Annotated in this window: 23 protein-coding genes; 16 read left to right on the forward strand and 7 right to left on the reverse strand. The window is 71.0% G+C overall.

Features of this window, described 5'->3' with window-relative positions:
* Positions 1-15 precede the first annotated feature (15 nt).
* The 3 genes from OG373_RS40370 to OG373_RS40380 are packed head-to-tail and all read right to left on the reverse strand — an operon-like array spanning position 16 to position 4,025.
* Positions 16-1,542: an FAD-binding protein gene (locus OG373_RS40370; RefSeq protein ID WP_405435173.1), complete on the reverse strand. Its 1,527-nt coding sequence runs from the start codon at positions 1,540-1,542 to the stop codon at positions 16-18.
* 13 nt (positions 1,543-1,555) lie between these two features.
* A complete protein-coding gene (locus OG373_RS40375; RefSeq protein WP_405435172.1) occupies positions 1,556-3,118 on the reverse strand; it encodes a flavin-containing monooxygenase in 1,563 nt (520 codons plus the stop codon).
* Between the two features lie 10 nt (positions 3,119-3,128).
* The gene (locus OG373_RS40380) at positions 3,129-4,025 is read right to left on the reverse strand and encodes a class I SAM-dependent methyltransferase (protein ID WP_189974557.1); all 897 of its coding nucleotides are present in this window, start codon (positions 4,023-4,025) and stop codon (positions 3,129-3,131) included.
* Between the two features lie 205 nt (positions 4,026-4,230).
* Here OG373_RS40380 and OG373_RS40385 point away from each other — a divergent pair, with 205 nt between their 5' ends.
* The 3 genes from OG373_RS40385 to OG373_RS40395 are packed head-to-tail and all read left to right on the forward strand — an operon-like array spanning position 4,231 to position 6,232.
* Positions 4,231-4,485 carry a hypothetical protein gene (locus tag OG373_RS40385; protein ID WP_030390264.1) on the forward strand — a complete coding sequence of 85 codons (255 nt, stop codon included), beginning with the start codon at positions 4,231-4,233 and terminating at the stop codon, positions 4,483-4,485.
* Positions 4,486-4,496: 11 nt separating this feature from the next.
* Positions 4,497-5,483 carry a 3-oxoacyl-ACP synthase III family protein gene (locus OG373_RS40390; protein WP_405435171.1) on the forward strand — a complete coding sequence of 329 codons (987 nt, stop codon included), beginning with the start codon at positions 4,497-4,499 and terminating at the stop codon, positions 5,481-5,483.
* Positions 5,480-6,232 carry an SDR family NAD(P)-dependent oxidoreductase gene (locus tag OG373_RS40395; protein WP_405435170.1) on the forward strand — a complete coding sequence of 251 codons (753 nt, stop codon included), beginning with the start codon at positions 5,480-5,482 and terminating at the stop codon, positions 6,230-6,232. Before OG373_RS40390 ends, OG373_RS40395 begins: the two co-directional genes overlap by 4 nt.
* Before the next feature lie 210 nt (positions 6,233-6,442).
* Here the strand turns inward: OG373_RS40395 and OG373_RS40400 are convergent, their stop codons facing one another.
* On the reverse strand, positions 6,443-7,345 hold the full coding sequence (locus tag OG373_RS40400) for a BTAD domain-containing putative transcriptional regulator (protein WP_397739571.1): 903 nt from the start codon (positions 7,343-7,345) through the stop codon (positions 6,443-6,445).
* Between the two features lie 326 nt (positions 7,346-7,671).
* Between OG373_RS40400 and OG373_RS40405 the strand changes: the two genes are divergently transcribed.
* The 12 genes from OG373_RS40405 to OG373_RS40460 all read left to right on the forward strand — a co-directional run bounded on the left by OG373_RS40405 (position 7,672) and on the right by OG373_RS40460 (position 18,841).
* On the forward strand, positions 7,672-8,883 hold the full coding sequence (locus tag OG373_RS40405) for a pyridoxal phosphate-dependent aminotransferase family protein (protein WP_030390268.1): 1,212 nt from the start codon (positions 7,672-7,674) through the stop codon (positions 8,881-8,883).
* 76 nt (positions 8,884-8,959) lie between these two features.
* Entirely contained in the window at positions 8,960-10,213 is a 1,254-nt protein-coding gene (locus OG373_RS40410; protein ID WP_405435169.1) for a beta-ketoacyl-[acyl-carrier-protein] synthase family protein, read from the forward strand.
* Positions 10,210-11,058: a MaoC/PaaZ C-terminal domain-containing protein gene (locus OG373_RS40415; RefSeq protein WP_405435168.1), complete on the forward strand. Its 849-nt coding sequence runs from the start codon at positions 10,210-10,212 to the stop codon at positions 11,056-11,058. The genes OG373_RS40410 and OG373_RS40415 overlap by 4 nt, the downstream gene beginning before the upstream one ends.
* The gene (locus tag OG373_RS40420) at positions 11,055-12,659 is read left to right on the forward strand and encodes an AMP-binding protein (RefSeq protein WP_405435167.1); all 1,605 of its coding nucleotides are present in this window, start codon (positions 11,055-11,057) and stop codon (positions 12,657-12,659) included. The genes OG373_RS40415 and OG373_RS40420 overlap by 4 nt, the downstream gene beginning before the upstream one ends.
* Positions 12,656-12,913 (forward strand): phosphopantetheine-binding protein, encoded by a 258-nt coding sequence (locus OG373_RS40425; RefSeq protein ID WP_397739563.1) that lies wholly within the window; start codon positions 12,656-12,658, stop codon positions 12,911-12,913. The genes OG373_RS40420 and OG373_RS40425 overlap by 4 nt, the downstream gene beginning before the upstream one ends.
* 51 nt (positions 12,914-12,964) lie before the next feature.
* Positions 12,965-14,014 (forward strand): hypothetical protein, encoded by a 1,050-nt coding sequence (locus OG373_RS40430; protein WP_405435166.1) that lies wholly within the window; start codon positions 12,965-12,967, stop codon positions 14,012-14,014.
* Entirely contained in the window at positions 14,007-14,888 is an 882-nt protein-coding gene (gene trpA, locus OG373_RS40435; RefSeq protein WP_405435165.1) for a tryptophan synthase subunit alpha, read from the forward strand. Before OG373_RS40430 ends, trpA begins: the two co-directional genes overlap by 8 nt.
* Positions 14,889-14,958: 70 nt before the next feature.
* On the forward strand, positions 14,959-15,333 hold the full coding sequence (locus OG373_RS40440) for an ectoine synthase (protein ID WP_030721055.1): 375 nt from the start codon (positions 14,959-14,961) through the stop codon (positions 15,331-15,333).
* Between the two features lie 52 nt (positions 15,334-15,385).
* Positions 15,386-16,531 (forward strand): acyl-CoA dehydrogenase family protein, encoded by a 1,146-nt coding sequence (locus OG373_RS40445; protein WP_405435164.1) that lies wholly within the window; start codon positions 15,386-15,388, stop codon positions 16,529-16,531.
* A complete protein-coding gene (locus OG373_RS40450) occupies positions 16,528-17,277 on the forward strand; it encodes an N-(5'-phosphoribosyl)anthranilate isomerase (RefSeq protein ID WP_405435163.1) in 750 nt (249 codons plus the stop codon). The genes OG373_RS40445 and OG373_RS40450 overlap by 4 nt, the downstream gene beginning before the upstream one ends.
* Complete coding sequence (locus tag OG373_RS40455; protein WP_405435162.1) at positions 17,274-17,996, forward strand: indole-3-glycerol-phosphate synthase; 723 nt, start codon at positions 17,274-17,276, stop codon at positions 17,994-17,996. Before OG373_RS40450 ends, OG373_RS40455 begins: the two co-directional genes overlap by 4 nt.
* Positions 17,993-18,841, forward strand: coding sequence for an alpha/beta hydrolase (locus OG373_RS40460; RefSeq protein WP_405435161.1), 849 nt, complete (start codon positions 17,993-17,995; stop codon positions 18,839-18,841). The genes OG373_RS40455 and OG373_RS40460 overlap by 4 nt, the downstream gene beginning before the upstream one ends.
* A 94-nt stretch (positions 18,842-18,935) precedes the next feature.
* Here OG373_RS40460 and OG373_RS40465 read toward each other — a convergent pair whose 3' ends face one another.
* From OG373_RS40465 to OG373_RS40475, 3 genes are all read right to left on the reverse strand, one after another.
* The gene (locus tag OG373_RS40465) at positions 18,936-19,481 is read right to left on the reverse strand and encodes a DUF6875 domain-containing protein (protein ID WP_405443891.1); all 546 of its coding nucleotides are present in this window, start codon (positions 19,479-19,481) and stop codon (positions 18,936-18,938) included.
* An 86-nt stretch (positions 19,482-19,567) separates the two neighbouring features.
* Positions 19,568-20,158: a hypothetical protein gene (locus tag OG373_RS40470; protein WP_405435160.1), complete on the reverse strand. Its 591-nt coding sequence runs from the start codon at positions 20,156-20,158 to the stop codon at positions 19,568-19,570.
* 66 nt (positions 20,159-20,224) lie between these two features.
* Positions 20,225-21,619 (reverse strand): pyridoxal phosphate-dependent decarboxylase family protein, encoded by a 1,395-nt coding sequence (locus OG373_RS40475; RefSeq protein WP_405435159.1) that lies wholly within the window; start codon positions 21,617-21,619, stop codon positions 20,225-20,227.
* A 266-nt stretch (positions 21,620-21,885) separates the two neighbouring features.
* On the opposite strand from OG373_RS40475, the gene OG373_RS40480 reads away from it, so the two are divergent.
* Positions 21,886-23,346 carry a multicopper oxidase family protein gene (locus OG373_RS40480; RefSeq protein ID WP_405435158.1) on the forward strand — a complete coding sequence of 487 codons (1,461 nt, stop codon included), beginning with the start codon at positions 21,886-21,888 and terminating at the stop codon, positions 23,344-23,346.
* The last annotated feature ends 22 nt before the right edge of the window (positions 23,347-23,368 follow it).

Genomic DNA, 23,368 nt, shown 5'->3' on the forward strand with positions numbered 1-23,368 from the left:
GTCGGGCTCCCGCTGTCAGGCGAAGAAGCCCTGACCGGGGGTGAAGATGTTCTGGGGGTCGAACTTGTTCTTCGCGTTCACGAAACCGGTCCACCGGTTGCCGAAGTGCTTCTTCCAGTCGGCATTCGACATCGGGATCGAACCCACCAGGTAGCGCTTGGCCCCCAGCTCCACCGCGATGTCGTACAGACGCCGGTTCTGGTCGATCATCGCCTGGATGCCCGGCTCACCCGGGTTGGGGAACCGCAGCAGGTCGAACAGGTAGACCACCGACTCGTTGGGCATCATCGCCAGCGGACGCTTGATCTTCGAGGTGAAGAACGGATAGAAGAGCAGGAACCCGCCGCCCAGCGAGTTCGCGTCCAGCTCCTGCTCCACCCGCTTCATGAACTGCTTGGTCTTCGACGCCGGCAGGAACATGCTCAGCCACGGCTTGGGCGTGTACCAGTGACCGCCCTCCTTCAGCACCGCCTCGTACGCATCGAGCCGGAACATGTAGTCCCGGAACGCCACGTCCTCGATGACCGCGTCCGCCCGCACGTCCTGCAGACCGCACAGCAGCGCCTCGCGGTTCGGCGGCGTGGTGTTGTAGGTGGCGCCGACCTCCAGCTTGTAGCGCCAGCCGCTGCCGTCCGGCTTCTGCATCATCTCGCCCGCGTGGACCTGGAACCGGCCCTCGGCCAGCACCTTCTCCGAGTCCGCCAGATACGTCTCGACGTTCGCGTAGAACAGGCTGAAGATCACCGACCGCTTCGGCGCCGGGATCAGCTTGACCTTGACCCGGACGATGATGCCGACCTGACCGCCGCCCGACAGCGCCGCGTTGAACAGCTCCGTGCGCTGCGTCGCCGTCGCGGTGACCAGCTTGCCGTCACCGGTGATGATGTCGATCGACTGCACCGTGTCGCACAGCAGACCGTACCGCTGCACGGTGCCACCGATACCGCCGATGCTGATGGTGCCGCCGACGGAGATGTACAGGTAGTCCGGCAGCGCCGGCGGGGTCTTGCCCACCCGCAGGGTCGCGTCCGTCAGCTGACCCCAGGTCACACCGGCCTCGACCACCGCGTGGTCGGCGCCGATCGACAGGATCTTCGACATCCCCTTGGCATCGATGGAGATACCGCCCGGCACACGCGCCTGCCCGTACACCGAGTGCGACTCGATGTCGTCGCCGGTACCGCCCTGACCGTTGACGGCGACCTTGATGTTGTTGGCCCGCGCATAATTGACGATCTTGACGATGTCGTCCACGCCGCCCGGCCGCAGCACGGCCCACGGCTTGCTCGGGGCGCCGTCGAAGAGGTGACCGAAGTCGTTGGCGAAGGCGTCGACCACGCCCGGGGTCGTCTCCAGGGTCCCGACCAGCCCCGGCACCGGGACGACATCGGAGCTCCCGGCCGCCTCGGCGGCCGTCGCCCAGGTCTGGGACACCGTGTTCCAGCCGACGACCGCGACGGCCGTGGTCGCGATCCCGCCCAGGACCCGGCGACGGGACGGCTCGGCGGCGGTGCCCGCGGCAGTTCTGTGGGTGCTGCTCATCTTCGTACGTCTCCTACTGGTGAGGTACCGGCTTGGTGCTGCGTACCTGGGAAGCGAGCTGGTACTCGCTCAGGTCGAGGCGCTTGGTGCCCCGGCGGAAGCGCCAGGTGTACGTCGGGAAGATCGAGGTGTTGCGGCCGTTCGCGTCGAGGTACCAGCTCCTGCAGCCGCCCGACATCCAGACCGTGCCCTCCAGGTGCTCGTCCAGCCTGCGGTTGTAGGCGTCCTGAGCCTCCTGACGGACCTCGATACTGGCCAGGCCCCGCTTCTCGACCTGCTTGAGGGAGTCCACGACGTACCGGACCTGCGCCTCGATCATCACGGTCTGCGAGGAGTGACCCAGCGCCGTGTTCGGACCCAGCAGCATGAACAGGTTCGGGAACCCGGCGACGGTCGTGCCGCGGTGCGCGGACATCCCGTCCTTCCACACCTCACGCAGCTGCGCCCCGCCCCGGCCCCAGATCCGGCGCGCCACCGGACGGTCGGTGGCCTGGAAACCGGTACCCAGGATGATGGTGTCGACCTCGCGCTCGACCCCGTCGCTCCCCACGATCGACTTGGCCCGGACCTCCGCGATCCCCTCCGTGACGATCTCCACGTTGGGCTGCTGGATCGCCGGGTACCACGTGTTGGAGAACAGCAGCCGCTTGCACGCCACCAGGTAGTCGGGCGTGAGCCGCTTGCGCAGCGCCTCGTCCGCCACCGACTTCTCCAGGTGGTCGCTCGCCATCTTCTGGACCTTCTCGGCGAGCTTGGGCCGCTTCCAGAAGAACGCCAGGATCTCCCGGCCCCACATGTTGAAGCCCCGCCGGAACTGCTGGTAGCCGGGCAGCGAACGCAGCATCGCGGTGTGCCGCGCACTGTTGACCTTGTCCGGCTTCGGGCCGATCCACGCGGGCGTGCGCTGGTAGAGGTCCAGGTGCCCGACCTCGGGCTGGATCGCCGGGACGAACTGGATCGCGGAGGCACCCGTACCGATGACGGCCACCCGGCGGCCGGCCAGGTCGTGGTCGTGGTCCCAGTTCGAGGAGTGGAAGACCTTCCCCTCGAAGTCCGCCAGACCCTTGATGTCCGGCACCGCCGCCTCACTGAGGTAGCCGGTACCGGTCACCAGGAACTGCGCGGTGTACTGCCCCTGAGAGGTCTCGATCCTCCAGTGCCGCTCGCCCTCGTCCCAGCGGGCGGCCTCCAGCTCGTGCCCGAACCGGATGTGCGGGCGGACACCGAAACGGTCCGCCGTCTCCCGCAGGTAGGCGTACAGCTCGTCCCGCGAGGCGAACGTCGACTTCCAGTTCGGGTTCCGGGCGAAGGAGAACGAGTAGAGGTGGGACATGACGTCGCACGCACAACCCGGATAGCTGTTGTCGCGCCAGGTGCCGCCGACCTCGTCGGCCCGCTCGAACACCAGGAAATCGTCGATGCCCGACTGCAGCAGCCGGATGGCGGTGCCCAGGCCCGAGAAGCCGGTGCCGATGACCGCGACCCGCAGATGCCGGGTCGGGCCGCCGCCGCCGGGACGCCCCTCGGTGCCCGTACGTGCCCCGCCGTCCTTGGCCGGCTCGAGAATGCTCGTCACGTCAACCTCCTTAACGGCGCGTGATGGTGACGCGGAAGTTGTTGAAGAACTTGTCCTCGAGCGTGTACGCGAAGATGTCGAGGTAGCGCTCGAAGCGCGAGACGACCTCCTCGCCCTCCATGGCCACGGCCTCGTCCCGGCGCTCGGCCAGCAGCACCAGCCAGGCACGGCAGGCCATCGCGAAGGACTCGCGCTCGTTGACGATCTCGTCGATCTCGAAGAGACCCTCCGCGGCGGCGGACAGCTCGCTCAGGTGCGGGATGTGGCAGCCCTCGAACTCCGAGCGCTGCAGGAACTTCAGGTCGTCCAGCAGCGCCCGGTTCATCGGCAGCGCCTCGGCGGTCATGGTGTGCAGCACGAACTTCGCACCCGGGTTCAGGGCGTTCGCGACCTGCTGGAAGAAGTACCGGTAGCGCTTGGTGCGCTCCTTCGGCGGCAGGTTCGAGGAGACGAAGTGCTCCAGCGCGTTGATGCAGAACGCGGCGTCGTACTTCTCGCTGTCGTCCGCGACCTTGTAGTCGGCCCAGCTCTGCACCAGCGTGGTGATCCGCGGGTTGTCCAGGCCGGCGATGAACGCCTCCTGCGTACGCGACAGGGTCAGACCGACGGCCTGCTCCGCACCGTGCACCGTCGTCAGGCGGTTGAGCATCGTGCCCCAGCCGCAGCCGATGTCCAGGACGCGCCCGGTCCGGCCGGCGGCGACGCCCGCCAGCTCGGCGAACTTGTCGAGCTTGCGCTCCTGCGCCTCGTCGAGAGTGGCGACCAGGTCCTCGCCGTCTTCCCAGTAGCCGCCGGAGTACATCATCGTGGGGCCCAGCAGGAGCCGGTAGAAATCGTTGCTGACCTCGTAGTGGTGCCTGATCGCATCGACCTCGGGGTCCACCGACTTGGGGGCGACCGTTGTCATCCTGATCCTCTTTCCTGCGTGTCCGGCGGGCCTTGTTTTCCGAATTCGCGTCGAGAAAACCGGATGCCCCGCAAGGTGCGCGCAAGACGGTCCGCACACACGGCCGGCAACCGTGTTGCGTCTTCCTTGCGGGGGCAGGGATTTCATCGCTCTCGAAAACCAGACACGCACTGCCGAGTTGCATTGCCGAGAGAGGACCGACCCCATGTCGCTGCCCACCATCGAAGAACTGGCGAGCCAGCTCGAGGCCGTCTCGGGTGCCGCGGAGGTCAGCCCCGACGCCCCGCTCCAGCACATCGCGGACGTCGACTCGCTGGACCTGATGGAGTGGCTGTACGGCTTCCAGAACCAGTACCCGCACATTCCGGCCGACGAGTCGCTCTTCGCCGACCTCGACGACACGACCACCCTGCGTGACGTGTACGCCAAGATCGTCGATCTCGTCCCGGCTCAGGCGTAGCGAGGGGTGACGTGACCGGCTTCGACATCACCGGGTGGGGCATGTCCGTACCCGAACGCATCGTCACCAGTGCCGAACTCGCGACCCGTTTCGGCGTCGACGAGCACTGGGTCGTCAGCCGCTGCGGCATCCGTGAGCGGCGGGCGGTCGACCCGGGGCAGACCACCGCCTCCCTGGCCGTCGAGGCCGGCCGGCGCGCGCTGGACAAGGCGGGCCTGACCGGCGCCGACATCGCCCACCTCATCGTCGCGACCGCCACGCCCGAGCAGCCGTCCCCGGCGACCTCCGCGTTCGTCCACCACGAACTGGACATCGCCGGCAGCGCGCACGACGTCAACTCCGAGTGCGCGGGCTTCGTCTACGGGCTCGTGTCCGCCATGGCACTGATCGCCATCGACCCCCGGCCGATCCTCCTGATCGGCTCCGACACCCACACCCTGACGGCCAACCCGGCCGACCGGGACCTGTCCATCCTCGTCGGCGACGGCGCGGGCGCCATCGTCCTGCAGCCCGGCCCGGAGAACCGCGTCAAGGCGTGGAACCTGGGCGCCGACGGGGCCTGCACCGGCTCGCTCAAGGTCCTCGCCGGCGGCAGCCGCATGCCCACCACCCAGGAGACCCTGGACGCGGGCCTGCACTACGCACAGATCAACGGCAACGAGATCTACCTCAACGCCGTCCGCTACACCGTCCGCACCGTCCGCGAGACGCTGGAGAGCGCCAAGGTGGACGCCGCGGACATCGACCACGTCGTACCCCACCAGGCCAACATCCGGATCATCAACTCGATCCTCTCGCACACCGGCCTGCGCCCCGAGGCCCTGATCACCAACCTCCAGAAGTACGGCAACACCGCCTCGGCGTCGATCCCGATCGCACTGACCGAGGCCCTGGAGGAGGGCCGGATCAAGACCGGGGACAAGGTCCTGCTGGCCGGCTTCGGAGCCGGAATGACCTGGGGTTCGATCCTGATGGAGTGGGGCGGTGTCGCGGCATGAGCAAGAACGGTGCGGGTGTGCGGCCCGAATCCCCGGTCGCGCTCGTGACCGGCGCCTCGGGCGGCCTCGGCCAGGCCCTGGCGCTGGAACTGGACGCGCTGGGCTGCCGGGTCGCCGTCCACTACAACAGCTCCCGGCAGGGAGCCGAGGCGGTCCGGGAGAAGCTGACCAACCCGTCGGCCCTGGTCACCGGTGACGTCGGCTCGTGGGAGGCCACCCAGGCCCTCTACGCGCAGATATCGGCCGAACTCGGCCCGGTGGACGTCCTCGTCAACAACGGGGCCATCCGCAAGGACAGCCTGATGGCCATGCAGAACCCGGCCGACTGGGCCCAGGTCATCCAGACCAACCTGATCGGCTCCTTCCACACCGCCCGGGCCTCGGTGCCGCACATGCTGCGCCGGAGGTGGGGCCGGGTGATCAACATCGTGTCACCGTCGGGCATCATCGCCACCGCCGGCCAGACCGCCTACTCGGCCTCCAAGGCCGGACTCATCGGCTTCACCCGCACCCTCGCCTCGGAGTGCGGCCGCCGCGGGGTGACGGTGAACGCGCTGTCACCCGGCTTCATGATCACCGGCATGACCAACACCCTGCCCGACCGGGTCATCGAGGGCATGGAGGACAAGGCCCCCATCCCGCGGTTCGTCACCGTCGAGGAGGTCGCCCGCAGCGTCGGCCTCTTCCTCGACCAGGACTGCATGACGGGCCAGGTCATCAGCATCGACAGCGGCGTGTCCATCACCTGATCCCCCCGCCGCACCCCCCGGCCCCGGCCTCCTCCCCCCCAGGGGAGGCCGGGGCCGCCCGCCGTCCCCCGACCGGCCCGCACCCGCACGGACCCCCGCACCCGCACCCGTACGCGTACGGGCGCACCGGCATCGCGGGGGTCCGTACGGGTGCGGGCAGACGCAGCCGCCGCCGCGCATCAGCGCGACGGCGGCTTCCCCGCGCCCGGATCAGGCGGCGGGGGAGGACGACATCCGGTGCGTGACACAGCCGTGGTCGGCCAGCGAGCACGGACGCGGCACCGGCATCCGGTGATCCACCTCGAACACCCCCATCAGCACCGGGTCCAGACACGTCGGCTGACGCACCGCCGGCCGCGGCTCGGGCGTACGCAACAGCTCCAGGTACGCCGCCTCCGTCTCGGGCGCCGGGTCGATCCCCAGCTCCTCCGCCAGCACCTCCCGCAACTGCTGATAACTGCGCAGCGCCTCCGCCCGGTTACCGGCCCGGGTATGAGCCGCCATCCGGCACCGGTACGCACTCTCCCGAAACGGAGCCCGCCGCACGGCCTCCTCCGCGTACCGCAGCGCATGGTGCTCGTCGCCCAGCGCCGAGGACGACAGACTCGCCGTCTCCAGCGCCTTCAGCCGCAGCTCCTCCAGCTGCTCACGCATCGCATTGACCCACTCGCCCTCGTGCGAGGGCAGGAACGAGCCGCGCAGGTTCGACACCGCGCCGGCCGCCAGTTGCTGGGCCACCGCGTACGCCCCCTCGGCGTACGCCTCCGCGGCCTCGGCCAGCGCGGTCTCCGCGACCTCCACGTCCACGGCCGCGTCGTGCGGCACCCGCAGGAGGTAGCGGCCGCCCTGCGAGACCAGGGGAGTGGCCCCCGGCCCGTCCTGCGGCGTCGTGACGAACGTACGCACCCGGCTCACCAGGCTGCGCAGGGCCGACGCCCAGGTGTCCGGCAGGCCCTCGGGCCATACGGTCTCGGCCAGTTGATCACGGTCCGTACCGCCCGCCCGCTCCAGGAGCAGCCGGGCGAACGCGACCTGCGCCTGTGCGCTCGAGAGGTGTTGAGGCGGTGCTCCGTCCGGCTCGATCGTGACAAGACCTATGAGTCTGATCAGCACTATGCACACTCCGAAACGGTCGGCTTCCGGCCGTGTCCCCCAAGTCCGTGCGATTCAGAGGATACCGGCGGGCCTTCTCGGCATGTCAACAGCGGCCGATGAACATTCCCATCCGAATAAAACCCGAGGTACGGGCAATCCCTTTCGCTTTTCGAGCACCGCTGCGGTCCGGGTGCAGTACCGCTGCAGTCCCGCTGCAGCCATCCTCTTGCGCTGCTATTGCGCCCCCCGAGTCTTAATGGAATTCCACTAGAGCCCGGCCGGAGAAACGGCGGGGCATCGATGGAGTTCCGGGTCCGCCGGACGATCGCGACGAGGAGAAGCACGTGAACGCATCCGCTGCCTGGGACCGCCTCGAGCCGAAGCTGGCCTACTTCCGCGACCGGGTCCGCTCCCTGGAGTACGAACCCAACCGCAAGAACAGCTTCGTCGCCTACACGGCCGAGCGGGACTCCGCGTACGCGGACCAGGACGGCCGGCGCCTGCTGATGATGTCCGGCTACTCCTACCTCGGACTCGCCGGCGACGAGCGGGTCGTCTCCGCCGCCAAGGCCGCCGTCGACCGCTACGGCACCGGCAACCACGGCGTACGCGCCCTGGCCGGCACCACCCCCCTGCACGAGGAACTGGAGGCCGAGGTCGCCAAGGTCGCCGGCCGCGAGCGGGCCCTGGTCTTCGGCTCCGGCTACGCCGCCAACGTCGGCACCGTCGGCGCCATCGTCGGCCCCGGCGACACCGTCTTCATCGACAAGTACGACCACGCCAGCATCGTCGACGGCTGCAAGCTCTCCGGCGCCACCGTCACCCGCTTCCGCCACAACGACGTCACCCACCTGGAGCGCCGCCTCGCCGCCGCCCCCGACACCGGCGTCCGCCTGGTCATCGTCGACAGCGTCTACTCCATGGACGGCGACATCGCCCCCCTGGTCGACCTGCGCAAGGTCTGCGACGCCCACAACGCCCTCCTGATGGTCGACGAGGCCCACGCGCTCGGCGTCATCGGCGCCACCGGCAAGGGCATCGAGGAGCACTTCCACTACGAGGCGAAGGTCGACATCAAGCTCGGCACCCTCTCCAAGGCCATCCCCTCCATGGGCGGCTGGGTCGCCGGCTCCGCCGAACTCGTCCACCACCTGCGCTACGCCGCCCGCCCCTTCCTCTTCTCCGCCGCCCTCGGCGGAGCACAGACCGGCGCCGCCCTGGAATCCCTGCGGATCATGCAGCGCGAGCCGCAGCGGGTGGAGTTCATCCAGCGCGAGTCCGCACGCTTCCGCAGCATCCTCAACCAGGCCGGCATCAGCACCGTCGACAGCGAGACCGCCGTCGTCCCGGTCATCGCCGGCTCCGACGAGTCCGCCTACGACCTCGCGACCGCCTACCGCAAGAACGGCGCGATCGGCCTCCCCGTGGTCACCCCGGCCGTCCCCAACGACCTGGCCCGGCTGCGCATCGCCATCACCGCCGCCCACACCACCTCCGACATCGACTTCGCCGCCGATGCCCTCATCACCTCGGCCCGCGAGTGCCGCATCATCTGAGCGCCCCACCGCGGCCCCCCGCACCGCCCGACCGGCCCACCCCTCCATACGACTTCGTCCGCCTCAGGGAGCAGACATGCCTTCACCGTCCAGGGGCAGTACGGCGCAACCGCCCGTAGCCATCACCGGCATGGGCGTGGTCACCCCCGGCGGGTGCACCCCGGACGAGCTGTGGCACACGCTGCGCGCCGGCCGCTCCACCGCCGCCCACCTCACCCACATCGACCTCAGCCGCCACCGCGTACGCATCGGCTGCCGGGTCCGCGGCCTGGAAGGCCTCGCCGGGCTCGTCCCGGCCAAGGAAGCCCGCCGGATGGACCCCTTCGCCCACTACGGCACCGCCGCGGCCCTCGCCGCCCACCGCGACGCCGGATCGCCCACCGCCGACGCCGGCCGCACCGCCATCGTCGTCGGCAACGCCGTCGGCGGCCGCGCCACCAGCGACCTGGAGTCCGCCCACTTCACCGAAGGCGGCCCCGCCCGGGTCAACCCGCTGATGCCGCTGATGACGATGCCGAACGCGGCCGCCGCCCAGATCGCCATCCGCCTCGGCTGGACCGGACCGGCCCTGACCGTCGCCAACACCTGCGCCAGCGGCGCCGACGCCATCGGCCACGCCCTGATGCTCCTGCAGACCGGCCGCGCCGACCTGGTCATCGCCGGCGGCACCGAACACACCCTCACCCCCGTCACCCTGGCCGGCTTCGGCAACCTCAGCGCGGTCTCCTTCCGCAACGACGACCCCGAGCACGCCTCGCGCCCCTTCGACAAGGACCGCGACGGTTTCGTGATGGGGGAGGGAGCCGGATTCGTCGTCCTGGAACGGCTGGACGACGCGCAGGCCCGCGGCGCGAAGACCTACGGCCTCGTCGCCGGATACGCCGCCACCGCCGACGCCCACCACCTCGCGATGCCGCTGCCCGACGGCTCGGGAGCCGCCGCCGCCATGGCCGCAGCCATCGCCGACGCCGGCCTCGACCCCGCCGACATCGTCCACGTCAACGCGCACGGCACCTCCACCCCGTACAACGACCGGTCCGAGGCGGCCGCCCTCACCAAGGTCTTCGGCACCGCCCAGCCGCCCGTCACCGCACCCAAGTCGGTCATCGGCCACCTCATCGGCGCCGCCGGCGCCGTCGAACTCATCGCCACCGTGCAGGCCATGCGCCACTGCGAGGTGCCGCCCACCGCCAACCACCACGAGCAGGAGCCAGGAATGGACATCGACGTCGTCCACGGCGCACCCCGCGCCGTGCGCCCGGGACCCGCGATCACGAACTCCTTCGGGTTCGGCGGCCACAACTCCTCCGTGGTGGTGACGCCGGTATGACCACCCTCTCCCTCCCCGCCCCGGTCCGCACGCTCACCGTCACCGAACCCGAGATCACCGACTACCGGGGCGCCGCCCGCCGCGGCCTGCCCACCGCCCGCCCCGGCCAGGCCTCGCCCGTCCACACCTTCGTCCTCGCCCACACCGTCGCCGAACAGACCGTCGCCGCGCTGACCGCCGCCGAGCCGGGCCCCGTCTCCGTGGTCCACCTCGGCCAGGACATCCGCACCCTGCGCCCGGTCCGCCCCGGCGAGCAGGTCACCGTCACCCTGGACGTGCTCGGCATCCGCAGGGAACCCCGCGGCGCCCGCATCGCCCTGCGGGTCCGCCTGACCGGCGAGGACGGCCCCGAGCCCTTCGCGGAACTGGTCATCTCCGCCCTGCTGGTCGGCGCGACACTCCTCGAACCGTTCGGCGACATCGCCGGCGGCCCCGCCGCCCCCGCCCCGCTGGGGGCCGGCGAACCGCAGAGCGCGGTCCACGCCCTGACCACCGACTGGATCACCACCTACGCGCACGCCTCCGGCGACCTCAACCCCATCCACCTCGACGAGGACGCCGCCCGCGCAGCCGGCTTCGACACCGTCATCGCCCACGGCATGAGCGTGGTCGCCCTCGCCGTCGAGGAGGCCACCGACCGCTTCGCCGCCGGCGACTCCGCCCGCGTCCGGGGCCTGGGCTGCCGCTTCTCCGCCCCCGTACCCCCCGGCATCCCGCTGGAGATCACCCTCCAGCCCGACGCCGAGGCCCGCGTCGTCCGCTTCACCTGCAAAACGCCCAAGGGCGCCGCCGTGAAGTCCGGCTGGATCGAGTTCGCCGCCCCCGCACCCGGAGGCCCACGATGAGCGCACCCCGCACCCCCCGCACGGCCGCCGCCGCGGACCGCACCGCCCCCACCGTCGAACTCGGCCTCCTCGGAGGCTTCCTGACCCAGGTCCGCGACCGCCCCCACGCCACCGCGCTCCTCTTCAACGGCCAGGAGACCACCTACCGCGAGCTGTACGAACTCGCCGGCCGCGAACGCGACCGGCTCGCGCTCCTGGACCTCGCCCCGGGCGAACCGGTCGGCATCCTCGCCGACAAGTCACCCGCCGCCCTCGCCCTCGTCCTGGCCTGCCTGCTGGCCCGCCGCCCCCTGCTCCTGCCGTCCCCGGCCCTCGCCGACACCCTCCTGGCCGACCTCTTCGCCCAGGCCGGCTGCGCCCGGGTACTGGCCCCCGGGGGGGAGCCCGCCCGCGTCGCCCCCAACCCCGAGGTCACCGCCCGGCCGCTGCCGGCCGCCGAGGCCGCCGAGGTGGCCCTCATGCTCACCACCTCCGGATCCACCAGCCTCCCCAAGATCGTCCCGCTCGGCCTGGACGCCGTCGACCGGTTCACCCGCTGGGCCGGCCGCGCCTTCAAGATCGGGCCCGGCCGCACCGTCCTGAACTACGCCCCCCTCAACTTCGACCTCTGCCTCCTCGACGTGTGGACCACCCTCGCCCGCGGCGGACGCGTGGTCCTCGTCGACCCGGCCCTGGCCGCCCACGGCCGCCACCTGCGCGACCTGGTCCTGCACCACAAGGTCGACATCGTCCAGGCCGTCCCCATGGCCTTCGGACTCCTCCAGGACGCGGCCGCCAAGACCGGCGACACCTTCCCCAACGTCGAACACGTCATGTTCACCGGCGACGCCATCCCCGACCGCACCCTCGCCGCCCTGCCCCAGCTCTTCCCCCACGCCCGCATCCACAACATCTACGGATGCACCGAGACCAACGACAGCTTCCTCCACGAGGTCGACACCGCACCCACCACCGGCCCGCTGACGCCCGTCCCCATCGGCCGCCCGCTGCCCGGCGTACGCGCCCTGATCATCGACCCCGACACCAACACCCCCGTCCAGGGACCCGGCAGCGGAGAACTCTTCGTCTCCACGCCCTTCCAGACCCGCGGCTACCTCGACCGCACCCGCCACACCGACAAGTTCACCGGCCACCCCCTCGGCCTCGACGACCGCCGCTGGTTCCGCACCGGCGACCTCGTACGACGCGACGACGCCGGCACCCTGCACCTGACCGGACGCACCGACTTCCAGGTCAAGGTCCGCGGCGTCGCCGTCAACACCGCCGAGATCGAACGGGTCCTGCAGGAACACCCCGACGTCCTGGAAGCCGGCGTATCCGCCCTGCCCGACCCCATCGCCGGCAAACGCCTCGTCGCCGGCGTCCAGCGCGCCCCCGGCTCCACCCTGACCGGCCTGCAACTGCGCACCCACTGCGCCCGCCACCTGCCCAGGGCCGCCGTACCGCACCAACTCACCGTCACCGAAAACCCGTTGCCCAAGACCGCCACCGGAAAGGTCGACCGCAAGGCACTCGACCGACTCGACCGGCCGGCCCCCACCACCACCGCACCCACGACCGCACCCGTCGCCACACCTCTCGCCGAAGGAATCCCGTCATGAGCAACATCGACACCATCAAGAACTTCGTCATCACCGAGTTCCTCCCCGGCACCGCCGCCGCCGAACTCGCCACCGACCACGACCTGCTCAACGACGGGGTCATCGACAGCCTGGGCGTCCTCAAGCTCATCGCCTGGGTCGAGGACCGCTTCGAGCTCGCCATCGGCGACGCCGACCTGGACCCCAACAACTTCCGCAGCGTCGAGGCGATCGACACCTTCATCACCGAATCCCGCCGCACCGCGGCCGCCTGAGCGGCCCCGCCACCACCACTGACCACGACGCAGACGAGACGGAGACCGACCGTGCACGACGCACTCACCGGCCTGCTGGAACAGGGAGCCCCGGTCGGCCGCGAGACCTGGCGGTCCTGGTGGGACCAGCTCGGCGACGGCGGCCTGGACCAGGCCCAGGTCGTCGCCCTGCTGGCCTCCCTGACCAGCCGGCTCCCCGACCACGAGACCCTGCGCCACCTGCTGGACTCGCTCGCCGAGCGCCGGCCGGCGGCGCAGGCCGGCACCGCCTGGGAAGGCACCGTGAACGTCGTCGGCACCGGCGGCGGCCCCAGGACCTTCAACATCTCCACCGCCTCGGCGTTCGTCGCCGCGGCAGCCGGGGTCAAGGTCGTCAAAACGGGCTCCCGCGCCTACACCAGCTCACTCGGCTCCGTCGACCTGCTGGAGCGGCTCGGTATCCGTCTCACCTCCTCCCGCGCCCAGACCGAGGACACCCTCGCCGCCCACGGGATCGCCTTCGCAGGACCGTTCGTCTACCCGACCCAACTGACCCGGCTGGCACGGACCGTGGCCCCCCACAGCATGAAACCCTTCGGCCGGTTCCTGAACGCACTGGGCCCCTTCCTCGCCGACCTGCCGGTGACCGCCCAGGTCACCGGGGTCTCGGCGGCCGCCCCCCTCGACACCCTGCGCCATCTCGCCCAGGCCACCACCACCCGCCGGATCTGGCTCACCTCCAACGACACCGGCGCGGACGAACTGCTGCCCTTCGCGACCAACACCATCCACGGGGAGAACTCCCTGACCCGGATCATCCGCCCCGGCGAACTCACCCCCGCCGACGGCTCCTTCGCCGACCTGCGACCGGCCACCGACACGACCACCGCCGCCGCACACTTCCTGACCGTCCTGTCCGGCAACGCCGGCCGCGTCGCCACCCGCACCGTCTGCCTCGGCGCCGCCGCCCTGGTGGTGGCCTCCGGCACCCGCCGCGACTGGCTCTCGGCGGTCTCCCTCGCCGAGGAAGCCATCCGCTCCGGCGCCGCCCACGACCTCGCACAGCGCCTCGCCGCCGCCCCGGCCCCCGCCCCCCGCACCCTGGCGGTGACCGGTGCCTAGCCCCGCAGGACTCGCCCCGGCGGCGGGGACGGACACCGCCCCGACCGCGATACCGGCCCCCGCCCCCTTCTTCACCCGCCGCACCCCGGGCGGACCCCCCGGACTCGCCCTCTTCCTCAACGCCGGCGACCCGCCCCTGCCCGTCCTGCGCGACCTGGTCCTCATGCTCGACGAGGAGGGCGTCGACTGCCTCGAACTGGCCGTCCCCTTCCCCGACTCGGTCACCGACGGCCCCGTCATCCGCCGCTCGGCCCGCCGGGCACTGGACCGCGGCGCCGCAGACCTGGACGACGTACTCGCCTTCATCGCCGACGTACGGCCGCACCTGACACACCTGCGGATCGCCCTCCTCGCCGACTGGAGCCACTCCCTCAAACACCGGGACCTGGCCACCACCACCCGCGAGATCGCCGCCGCCGGCGCGGACGGACTCCTCGTCCACGCCCTCCCCCCACGGCTGCGCGCCACCCACCTGGAATCGGCCGCAGCGGCAGGCCTGCCCGTCGTCACCACCTGCTACACCCAGAGCCCGCCCACCACCCAGGCCCAGGCCGCCGCACAGGCCTGCGCATACCTCTACCTCGTCGCCCACTACGGACGCAGCGGAACCGCACCCGCCGCCGGCCACGCCGCGCTGGCACAGACGGTCACCGCACTCCGGGCGCACACCACGTCCCCGATCGCCGTCGGCTTCGGGGTCAGCACACGAGCGGACGTCCAGGCCGTCGGCGCCGCCGGCGCCGACGCCGCGATCATCGGCTCCGCCGCGGTCGCCGCCGTCGAACGGGCCCAGGAAGCCGGCACCGACGTGACCGAAGCCTTCCGCACCTTCGTCCGCTCCGTCCTGCCCGCAACACCGCACCGAACCGCCTGACCGGCGGGAAAGCGAGCTCCACCCCTCATCCGAACCATCCCGTGCACCACCCTCACACCAGGAGACTGCCATGATCGTTCGCGACATCGAGTCCGTGAAGACCGTCGAGTGGGGCAACGGCCTCAGCCGCCGCTTCCTCCTCGCCGAGGACGGACTGGGCTACTCGCTCACCGACACCACCGTCCTGGCCGGCACCAAGTCCCGCCTGGAGTACGTCAACCACCTCGAGGCCTGCTACTGCATCGAGGGCTCCGGCGAGGTCATCGAGCTCGACGGCACCTCCCACGAGATCGTCCCGGGCCGCATGTACGCACTCGACCAGCACGACGCCCACTTCCTCGTCGCCAGCCCGCACGAGGACCTGCGCCTGGTCTGCGTCTTCTCGCCCGCCCTGCGCGGCGACGAGGTCCACAGCCTCGACGCCCACAGCTCCTCCGCCTACTGAGGCACCCGACGCACCACCCGTCCTCACCATCACCGAATCAAAGGGGTCCCTCGTGATCCGTTGGAACGCCGACCAGGCAGAGCTGCGCGACGGCCTGGAACGGTGGGGAGACGCACTCAGCGCAGACCACATCGAACTCGACGAGCAGTCCGCCTTCTCGGAGGACAAGTGGAAGCTCGTCCAGAAGACCGGCATCCTCTCACTGCCCTTCGAGGAGGACCACGGAGGCCTCGGCCAGTCACTCCTGACCACCATGTACGTACTGGAGGGCCTCGGCGAGTACAACCGCGACGCGGGCCTCAGCTTCTGCATCACCACCTCCATCTGCTCCACCGGCATCCCCCTCCAGCAGTTCGGCACCACCGAACAGAAAGAGCGCTACCTGCACCGGATCTGCTCGGGCGAGGCCATCGGCGCCCACGCCATCACCGAGGCCGAGGGCGGCTCCGACGCCATGGCCATGACCACCAGGGCCGTCCGCGACGGCGACGACTTCGTCATCAACGGCAGCAAGGTCTTCGTCAGCAACGGCCCCATCGCCGACGTGATCGTCGTCTACGCCCGCACCCACCCCGACGGCGGCCCGCTCGGAACCACCGCCTTCCTCGTCGACCGCAACACCCCCGGCCTGAGCGCCGGCAAACCCATCAAGAAGATGGGCCTGCGGACCTCACCGCTCAGCGAGCTGTTCTTCGACGACGTACGGGTACCGAAAACCGCGGTCCTCGGCCGTGTCGGAGGCGGCTTCCTTGTCCTGGACCACGTGATGAAACGGGAGATCCTCTTCTCCTTCATCGTCAACGTGGGCGAGATGCAGCACCGGCTGGAACGGTGTGTCGAGTACGCGAAGACGCGTAAGTCGTTCGGAAAGGCGATCGGTTCGTACCAGACGATCGCCAACAAGATCGTCGACACGAAGATCCAGCTGGAGACCGCCCGCAAGTGGCTCTACGACACCGGCGAAAAACTGGAGGCCGGCGAGAACATCACCACCGACCTCGCCATCTCCAAAATCGTCACCAGCGAATCCAACCTCGCCACCAGCCTCACCGCCGTACAGATCTTCGGCGGCCACGGCTACATGGCCGAGTTCGGCCTGGAGCAGGACGTGCGCAACGCGGTGGGCGGCACGATCTACTCCGGCACCAACGAAATCCAGTACAACCGCATCGCCTCGATGCTGGGACTGGGCAAGTGAGCACCACCCGCCCCCTGTCCCGGACCCTGCTCAAGGTCTGCGGGGCCACCGCCCCGCAGGACATCGAGGCCGCGGCGGCCGCCGGGGCCGACTGCGTCGGCCTCTGGCACGGCGTACCCGGCGGCCCCAGCGAACTGGACCGGAACGGGCTCGCCGCCCTCGCGGCGGCGGCCCGCTCCACCGGCCTCCTGCCGGTCCTGGTGACCTTCCTGTCCGACGCCGGTGAACTCGCCGCGATCGCGGCGCGCACCGGCGTCGGCTGGATCCAACTCCACGCCTACCAGCCCCCCGCCCTCGTACGGGCCCTGCGCGAGGCACTCCCCGCGGACGTCGGCATCGTCAAGGTCCTCCACGTCCAGGAGAACGGCGGCTGCGTGGAACGCCCCCTCATCGGCGCCTACGACCGGGCCGGCACCGACCTCTTCCTCCTCGACACCGCCACCGGCGACGGCCGCATCGGCAGCACCGGCGCCGCCCTCGACCCCGACCGCGTCACCGCCCTGCTGCCCCGACTGACCCGCCCCTTCCTGCTCGCCGGCGGCCTGACCCCCGCCAACCGCCCCGCCTACGAGGACGTCGTCCACCACCCGGGATTCCGCGGCATCGACGTCGACACCGCCGCCCGCACCACCACCGGCGGCTTCGGCGTCCCGCAGATCGCCGCCCTGGCCCGCGCCTGGCGCACCGGCACCGGCACCGGCCACACCCCCCTCCCCGACCACCCCCGACTGGAGCTGTCGCGATGACGAAGGACAACCGGACCGGCTTCCCTTTTCTCGAGGCCCTCCTGGCCTCCCCGACCCCCGTGGTGATGGAGGTGAAACGACGCGACGCCCACGGCTACGACATGCTCGGCGGCAGAACCCCCGCCGCCATCGTCGCCGCGTACGAGAGCGCGGGCGCGCCCTGCGTCTCGGTCGTGACAGGCCGCTGGTTCGGCGGCTCACCGGCCCTGCTGCGCGACGTGGCCGCACTGACCGCACTGCCCATCCTCCAGAAGGACTTCATCACCAGAAAGGACCAGATCCGCACCGCCAGGGAGCTCGGCGCCTCCGCAGTGCTGCTCACCGCGGCACTGCTCCCGGCGTCCAGCATGCGGACCCTGGTCACCGAATGCCTGCTGACCGGCCTCACCCCCTTCGTCGAGATCACCAAGGAGAGCGAACTCGACTCGGTCCACCACCCCGAGGAATGCGTCATCGCCGTCAACAACAAGGACATCAAGACCCGCGAACGCGGCGCCGGCGACCTCGGCCGATCCCTGGACCTGCTGCCCGCCGTCCGTACCGCCGGCGCCGCCTGCCCGGTCAGCGCCAGCGGCATCGACAGCCCGCACACCGCCGCCGCACTCCTGGACGCCGGCTTCGGCGGCCTCCTCGTGGGCACCTCACTGCTGCGCACCGGCTCGCCCGCCGCCTGGGTGGACGCGATGGAAGGCACACGAAAGGGGCTGGCGGTCCGATGACGACACAGCACCCCCACACCCGGCCCTACACCCTCAACGCGGGCGGCATCACCCTCTCGGCCCTCCTGGCCCTGCCCCAGGACGGCACACGGACCCGCGCCACGATCCTGGCCATCCACGGCCGCGGCATGCGGGCCGCGTACTGGAACTCCTTCGTCCCTGTGGCCACCGGCCTGGGCCACGCCGTCCTGGCCGTCGACCGCCCCGGCTACGGGGACTCCGCCGGCCCGCTGCCCGAGGGCCAGACCCTGGCCGGCCAGGCCGAAACCCTCCACGCCGCCCTCAAGGAGCACGCCGCCGAGTACGACATCGGCGCCGGAATCCTCCTGCTGGGCCACTCCGACGGCGGCAAGGTCGCCCTCCACACCGCAGCCGCCGACGGCGGCGGCACCCCCCTGCTGGGCCTGGACGCCTCCGGCGTCGGCTACCGCTACAACCCCGAGGCCCTGCACTTCCCCTCCACCCTGGGCGCCGGCGCCACCAGACTCAACTGGGGCCCCCTGAACCTCTACCCCCGCGGCACCTTCCAGGCCAGCCGCACCCTGCTCGCCACGACACCACCGCTGGAGTCCGCGGAAACCCTGCGCTGGACCGCCCAGTACGAGGCACTGGCCCCCGACGTCCGCGTCCCTGTCCGCCTCACCTTCGCCGAACACGAGGCCTGGTGGAACCTGGACGCCCCCACCCTGTCCGCGATGACCTCCCGGCTGACGGCCGCACCCTCCGTCACCGTCGACCACCTGGCCGCCTCCGGCCACAACATCAGCCTGGGCCACACCGCCCCCGCCTACCACCTGCGCGTCCTGACCTTCCTGGAGGACTGCCTGCGGGCCGCCCCGCACTGAACCACCCGCCCCAAGCACCGCCCGACGCACCGCCCGACAGACCGAGGCCCCGGTGGCAGACGCCACCGGGGCCACAGCCGTGCCCGCACCGAAATCAGGCGGCCACCACCCGGCTCACCAACTGATCACGGATCCGCGACGGCAGATCCGGCGCGAAACGCTGCAGGTAGTGATCCATGTGCAAGTCGTCACCCACCAGGAACGGCAGGTCGAACACCAACAGCTTGCGAACCGCCAGCAGCGGCACCGGAGAACGCAGCGGCCGAAACGCCTCGTTGTACAGACCCGGCTCCTCGCACACCGGATGGAACTGACCGATCATCAGCCCCTCCGCCACGAACTCGTCCTTCGCCTTGCGCTGCAGCTCGTCCAACTCCACCGAATCCGTCGGATCGAACCCCGGCAGCACCAGCAGGATCGTCAGCAGCTCACGGTCCTCCGGCGCCAGCCGCTGCGCGAGCACCGCATGACGGGTACGCAGCGAGTCGACCGCGGAGGCCAGATCCTCGCACCCCGCCGCCGGCACCGCCAGATGGAACAGCTCCTTGCGCAGCGAAGGCTGCGTGTACGGGCACACCGGGCCGCTGCGCCCCAGCTCGGGATGGCTGGAGACCAGGAAGTCCCTGCTCCACATCAGCACCTGGAGCAACGGCCCGAGGTACTCCGCCGGAGCCTCACCGCGGGCTATCTCGCCGGCGGTCCACGACTGGATCAGATCGTCTCCCCTCATCGGGGGTCCCTCCACATGGGTCGCAGTACAGGTCCTCCGCCGGGCAGCGCGACGTCCGCGCCCAGGAGCCGGAAACCGGCACGCCGGGCGGCCGCCTCACCGCCGGGGGAGCTGGCCTCCACATAGGCGCCGACGCCGTCGGCATCCGCACGGGCCACCACCCGCCCCAGCAGCCCCGACATCAGGCCGCTCTGCTGCCGGCCGGGGCGGACCGCCCCGAAGGAGACGTAGTAGTGCGGCGCGCCGTGCGGATGGGCCTCCTCCTGAAGGCCCGCGATGGTGCGCATCGGCTCCGCGTACTCGCCCAGGACATCGGCGAACGCCGCGTCCAGGGCCCTGCCGTCCGGCTCGGCGCCGGGCGGCAGGAACAACAGCACCGCGTCGCCGTCCGGGCCGGTGAGCACCCCGTCGTAGGCGGCGGACAGTTCCACGAACACCCGGAAGAACCCGGGCAGCAGCTCGCCGCGCCGCCGCTCGCCGGGGATCATCCAGCGGGTCAGGGCGTCCTGCTGGAAGCAGGCGGCGAGGAGGGCGGACAGGTCGGTGACGGCCGATGGGCTCAGCCGGTTCAAAGGCAGGGCAGACAAGGCAAGGCCTCCGGTCAGGTGACGGGATGGAGGAAGGAAGGGCACAGAAGAAATGGGGGAGAGGGGTCAGGGCGTGGCCCGGGCGTCCGCCGCGAGTTCCGCCACACGGGCGTGCAGGGTCGGCAGGTAGTGCTCGGACTCCGGTTTGATCAGGACGCTGCGGATCACCCGCGCCGCCTGCGCGTCCCGCACCACGCCCGGGTGACGCCGCACGAACGCATCCGCGTCCGCACGCAGCACACTCAGGAACACCGGGTCCGCCTCCGCCGTCATCCCCGCCCGCAGCAGCCGCTCCGACGCCGCGTCGATCGAGGACAGCGCCCGGTCGGCGGTCACCGGGAAATACGTGACGATGTCGAGGTCCGGGCGCTGGTACAGCTCCAGCTCCCCGGACGCGGCCAGCAGGTCCGCCCACCGCAGCGCGGCCCGCCGGTTCGCGGCCAGGATCCGCCCGAACCCGTCCGGGGTCAGCGGCAGCAGCTCCAGCGTCAGCCACAGCGCGGCGGCCGCCGCACCCGCCCGCGAGCACTCCAGGCTGATCTCGCCCAGGTGCAGCTCGGCGTCGGTGAAATAGGTGTACGGCGAATCGTGCGCGAAGTGCCGCCCGGCCCGCGGATCGGGAAAGAGCACCGCCCCGCACCCGTACGGCTGCAGCCCCTGCTTGTGCGGGTCCACCACCACCGAGTCGCAGCCGGCGATCGCCCGCCAGGGCGCCGGGTCGACGCCGCCGGCCCCCACCCGGCCCAGGACCGCGTAGAACCCGCCGTACGCCGCGTCCACGTGCACCCGCACCCCGTACCGGCGCGCCAGCGCCAGCACCTCGTGCACCGGGTCGACCGCCCCCAGCCCGGTCGTGCCGGTGGTGACGACGACGGTCCCGATCCGCCCGCCGCGCAGCGCATCCTCCAGCGCGTCGAGATCGATACGGCCGTACCCGTCGACGGGGATGCGATGGCCCTCCACGCCCAGCACGTGGCACATCCGCTCGTGCGTGTAGTGGCACTCGGAGCTGTAGGCGATCCCACGGCCGGGATGCACCTGCCGGGCCACGTACAGGGCCTCCAGGTTGGCCATCGTGCCACTGGTGGTGAGGTGCCCGACATGCGCGTCGAACCCGAACATGCCGGCCAGCGCGGCGACCGCCTCGCGTTCCATCTCGGTCGTCGCGGGACCGCCCTCGGCGGCATGGTTGTTGGGATTGAACAGCATCGCGGTCAGATAGCCCGTGACGGCCGCCGGGTGCGGCGGCTTGACCATCTGTCCGGCGTAACGCGGGTGGAAGAACGGATAGTTGTGGTCCATCCGCTTGGCCAGCCGGTCGAACGCCTCGGTGAACGCGTCGGATGCGACCCGGTGCGCGTCATGACTCTCGTACGGCCCGAACTGACCGCCCCACCGCTCCGCCACCCCCAGCGCGCGCGGCAGCCAGTCGCGTAAGTCGTGCAGGTCCCTCAGGTCCACGGGTGCCTCCCCCCAGCGGCCGCCCCGATCGGCGGCACAGTCGCGCGTACGCGGTCATACGTACGCACGAGGAGCCTTGCCCAGCCCCCGCAAGGCCCGCGCAACGCCGAACCCCCGCACACCATCCGGGCTCGAGCCGCCCGCAAGCCGCATCTGGTGCACTCGCGGCGCGCCACCTGCGCGGCACCACCACGCGCCGGCCCCGGCAGCGCGAACGGCCCCCTCCCGGACGGCCCGCGCACCCACCCTTCCCAGGAGGACATCCCATGGTCACCAGACGCAGCCTGCTCGGCGGAGCCGTCGCCGCGACCGGCGCCGGCCTGCTCACCGCCGGCGGGCTGACGCCACTGCTCGCCTCCGGGTCCGCGCAGGCCAACTCCGCCGGCACGGACGCGGTCACCGTCCCGCCGCCCTTCACCGTACGGATGCCGACCCTGCCGGTCCTCTCACCGATATCCGGGCCCGCCGGCCAGGACACCTACGCCGTCACGATCAAGGAAGCCGCACGGGAGATCATCCCCGGGGTGCGCACCAAGGTCCTCACCTACGACGGCCACTTCCCCGGCCCCGTCCTGCGCGCCCGCACCGGACGCAAAGTCGTCATCCGCCACCGCAACACCCTCACCATGCCCGTCGCGGTCCACCTCCACGGCGGCAACGTCTCCCCGGAGAACGACGGCGGCCCCATGGACACCTTCGCCCCGGGCACCTCCCGCACCTACACCTACCCCAACCAGCAGCCCGGCGCCGGCCTCTGGTTCCACGACCACGCGCACCACATGGAGTCCGAACACGTCTTCCGCGGCCTGTCCGCCACCTACCTGCTCTCCGACGACAACGAACGCTCCCTGCCGCTGCCCGCCGGCCAGTACGAAGTCCCCATCGCCCTGCGCGACGCCCGCTTCGACGAGAGCGGACAGCTGGTCTACGTCATGGACGACGTCTTCGGCCGCACCACCATCCTCGCCAACGGCCGCCCCACCCCCTACTTCGAGGTCGCCGCCCGCAAATACCGCTTCCGGCTGCTCAACTCCTCCAACATGCGCTTCTTCCAGCTGCGCCTGTCCGACGGCGGCCAGATGATCCAGATCGGCTCGGACGGCGGACTGCTGGAACGCCCCTTCACCACCGACACCATCGGACTGTCCCCGGCGGAACGCGCCGACGTGGTCATCGACTTCTCCCGCTACCCCACCGGCACCAGGATCGTCCTGGAGAACACCCTCGGCCCCGGCACCCCCGACCAGGTCGGCAAGGTCCTGCGCTTCGACGTCGTACGCACCGCCCCCGACCCGAGCCGCGTCCCGAACGTACTGCGCACCCTCGCCGCCCTGCCGCCCGCCACCGTGCAGCGCACCGTCGTCCTCAGCATGGACGAGGACGGCCGGCAGGAACCGCAGGGCTTCATGGACGGCCAGGTCTGGGACCACCACCGCATCGACCAGACCATCACACACGGCACCTCGGAGATCTGGACCGTCACCAACGCCAACAAGCTCGTCCCGCACAACTTCCACATGCACCTGGTCCAGTTCCGGCTCCTGGAACGCAATGGCGCCCCGGTCGGGCCGGCCGAGGCCGGCCTCAAGGACACCGTCCGTCTCTTCCCCGGCGAGACCGTCAAACTCCACGCCACCTTCGACACCTACAAGGGCACCTACGTCTACCACTGCCATTTGCTGGACCACTCGGCGATGGGAATGATGGCCAACTTCCGGATCCGCTGACGGCATCCCGACTCGATGCGCG

It is taken from the genome of Streptomyces avidinii, from assembly GCF_045161815.1.
Lineage (GTDB): Bacteria > Actinomycetota > Actinomycetes > Streptomycetales > Streptomycetaceae > Streptomyces > Streptomyces avidinii.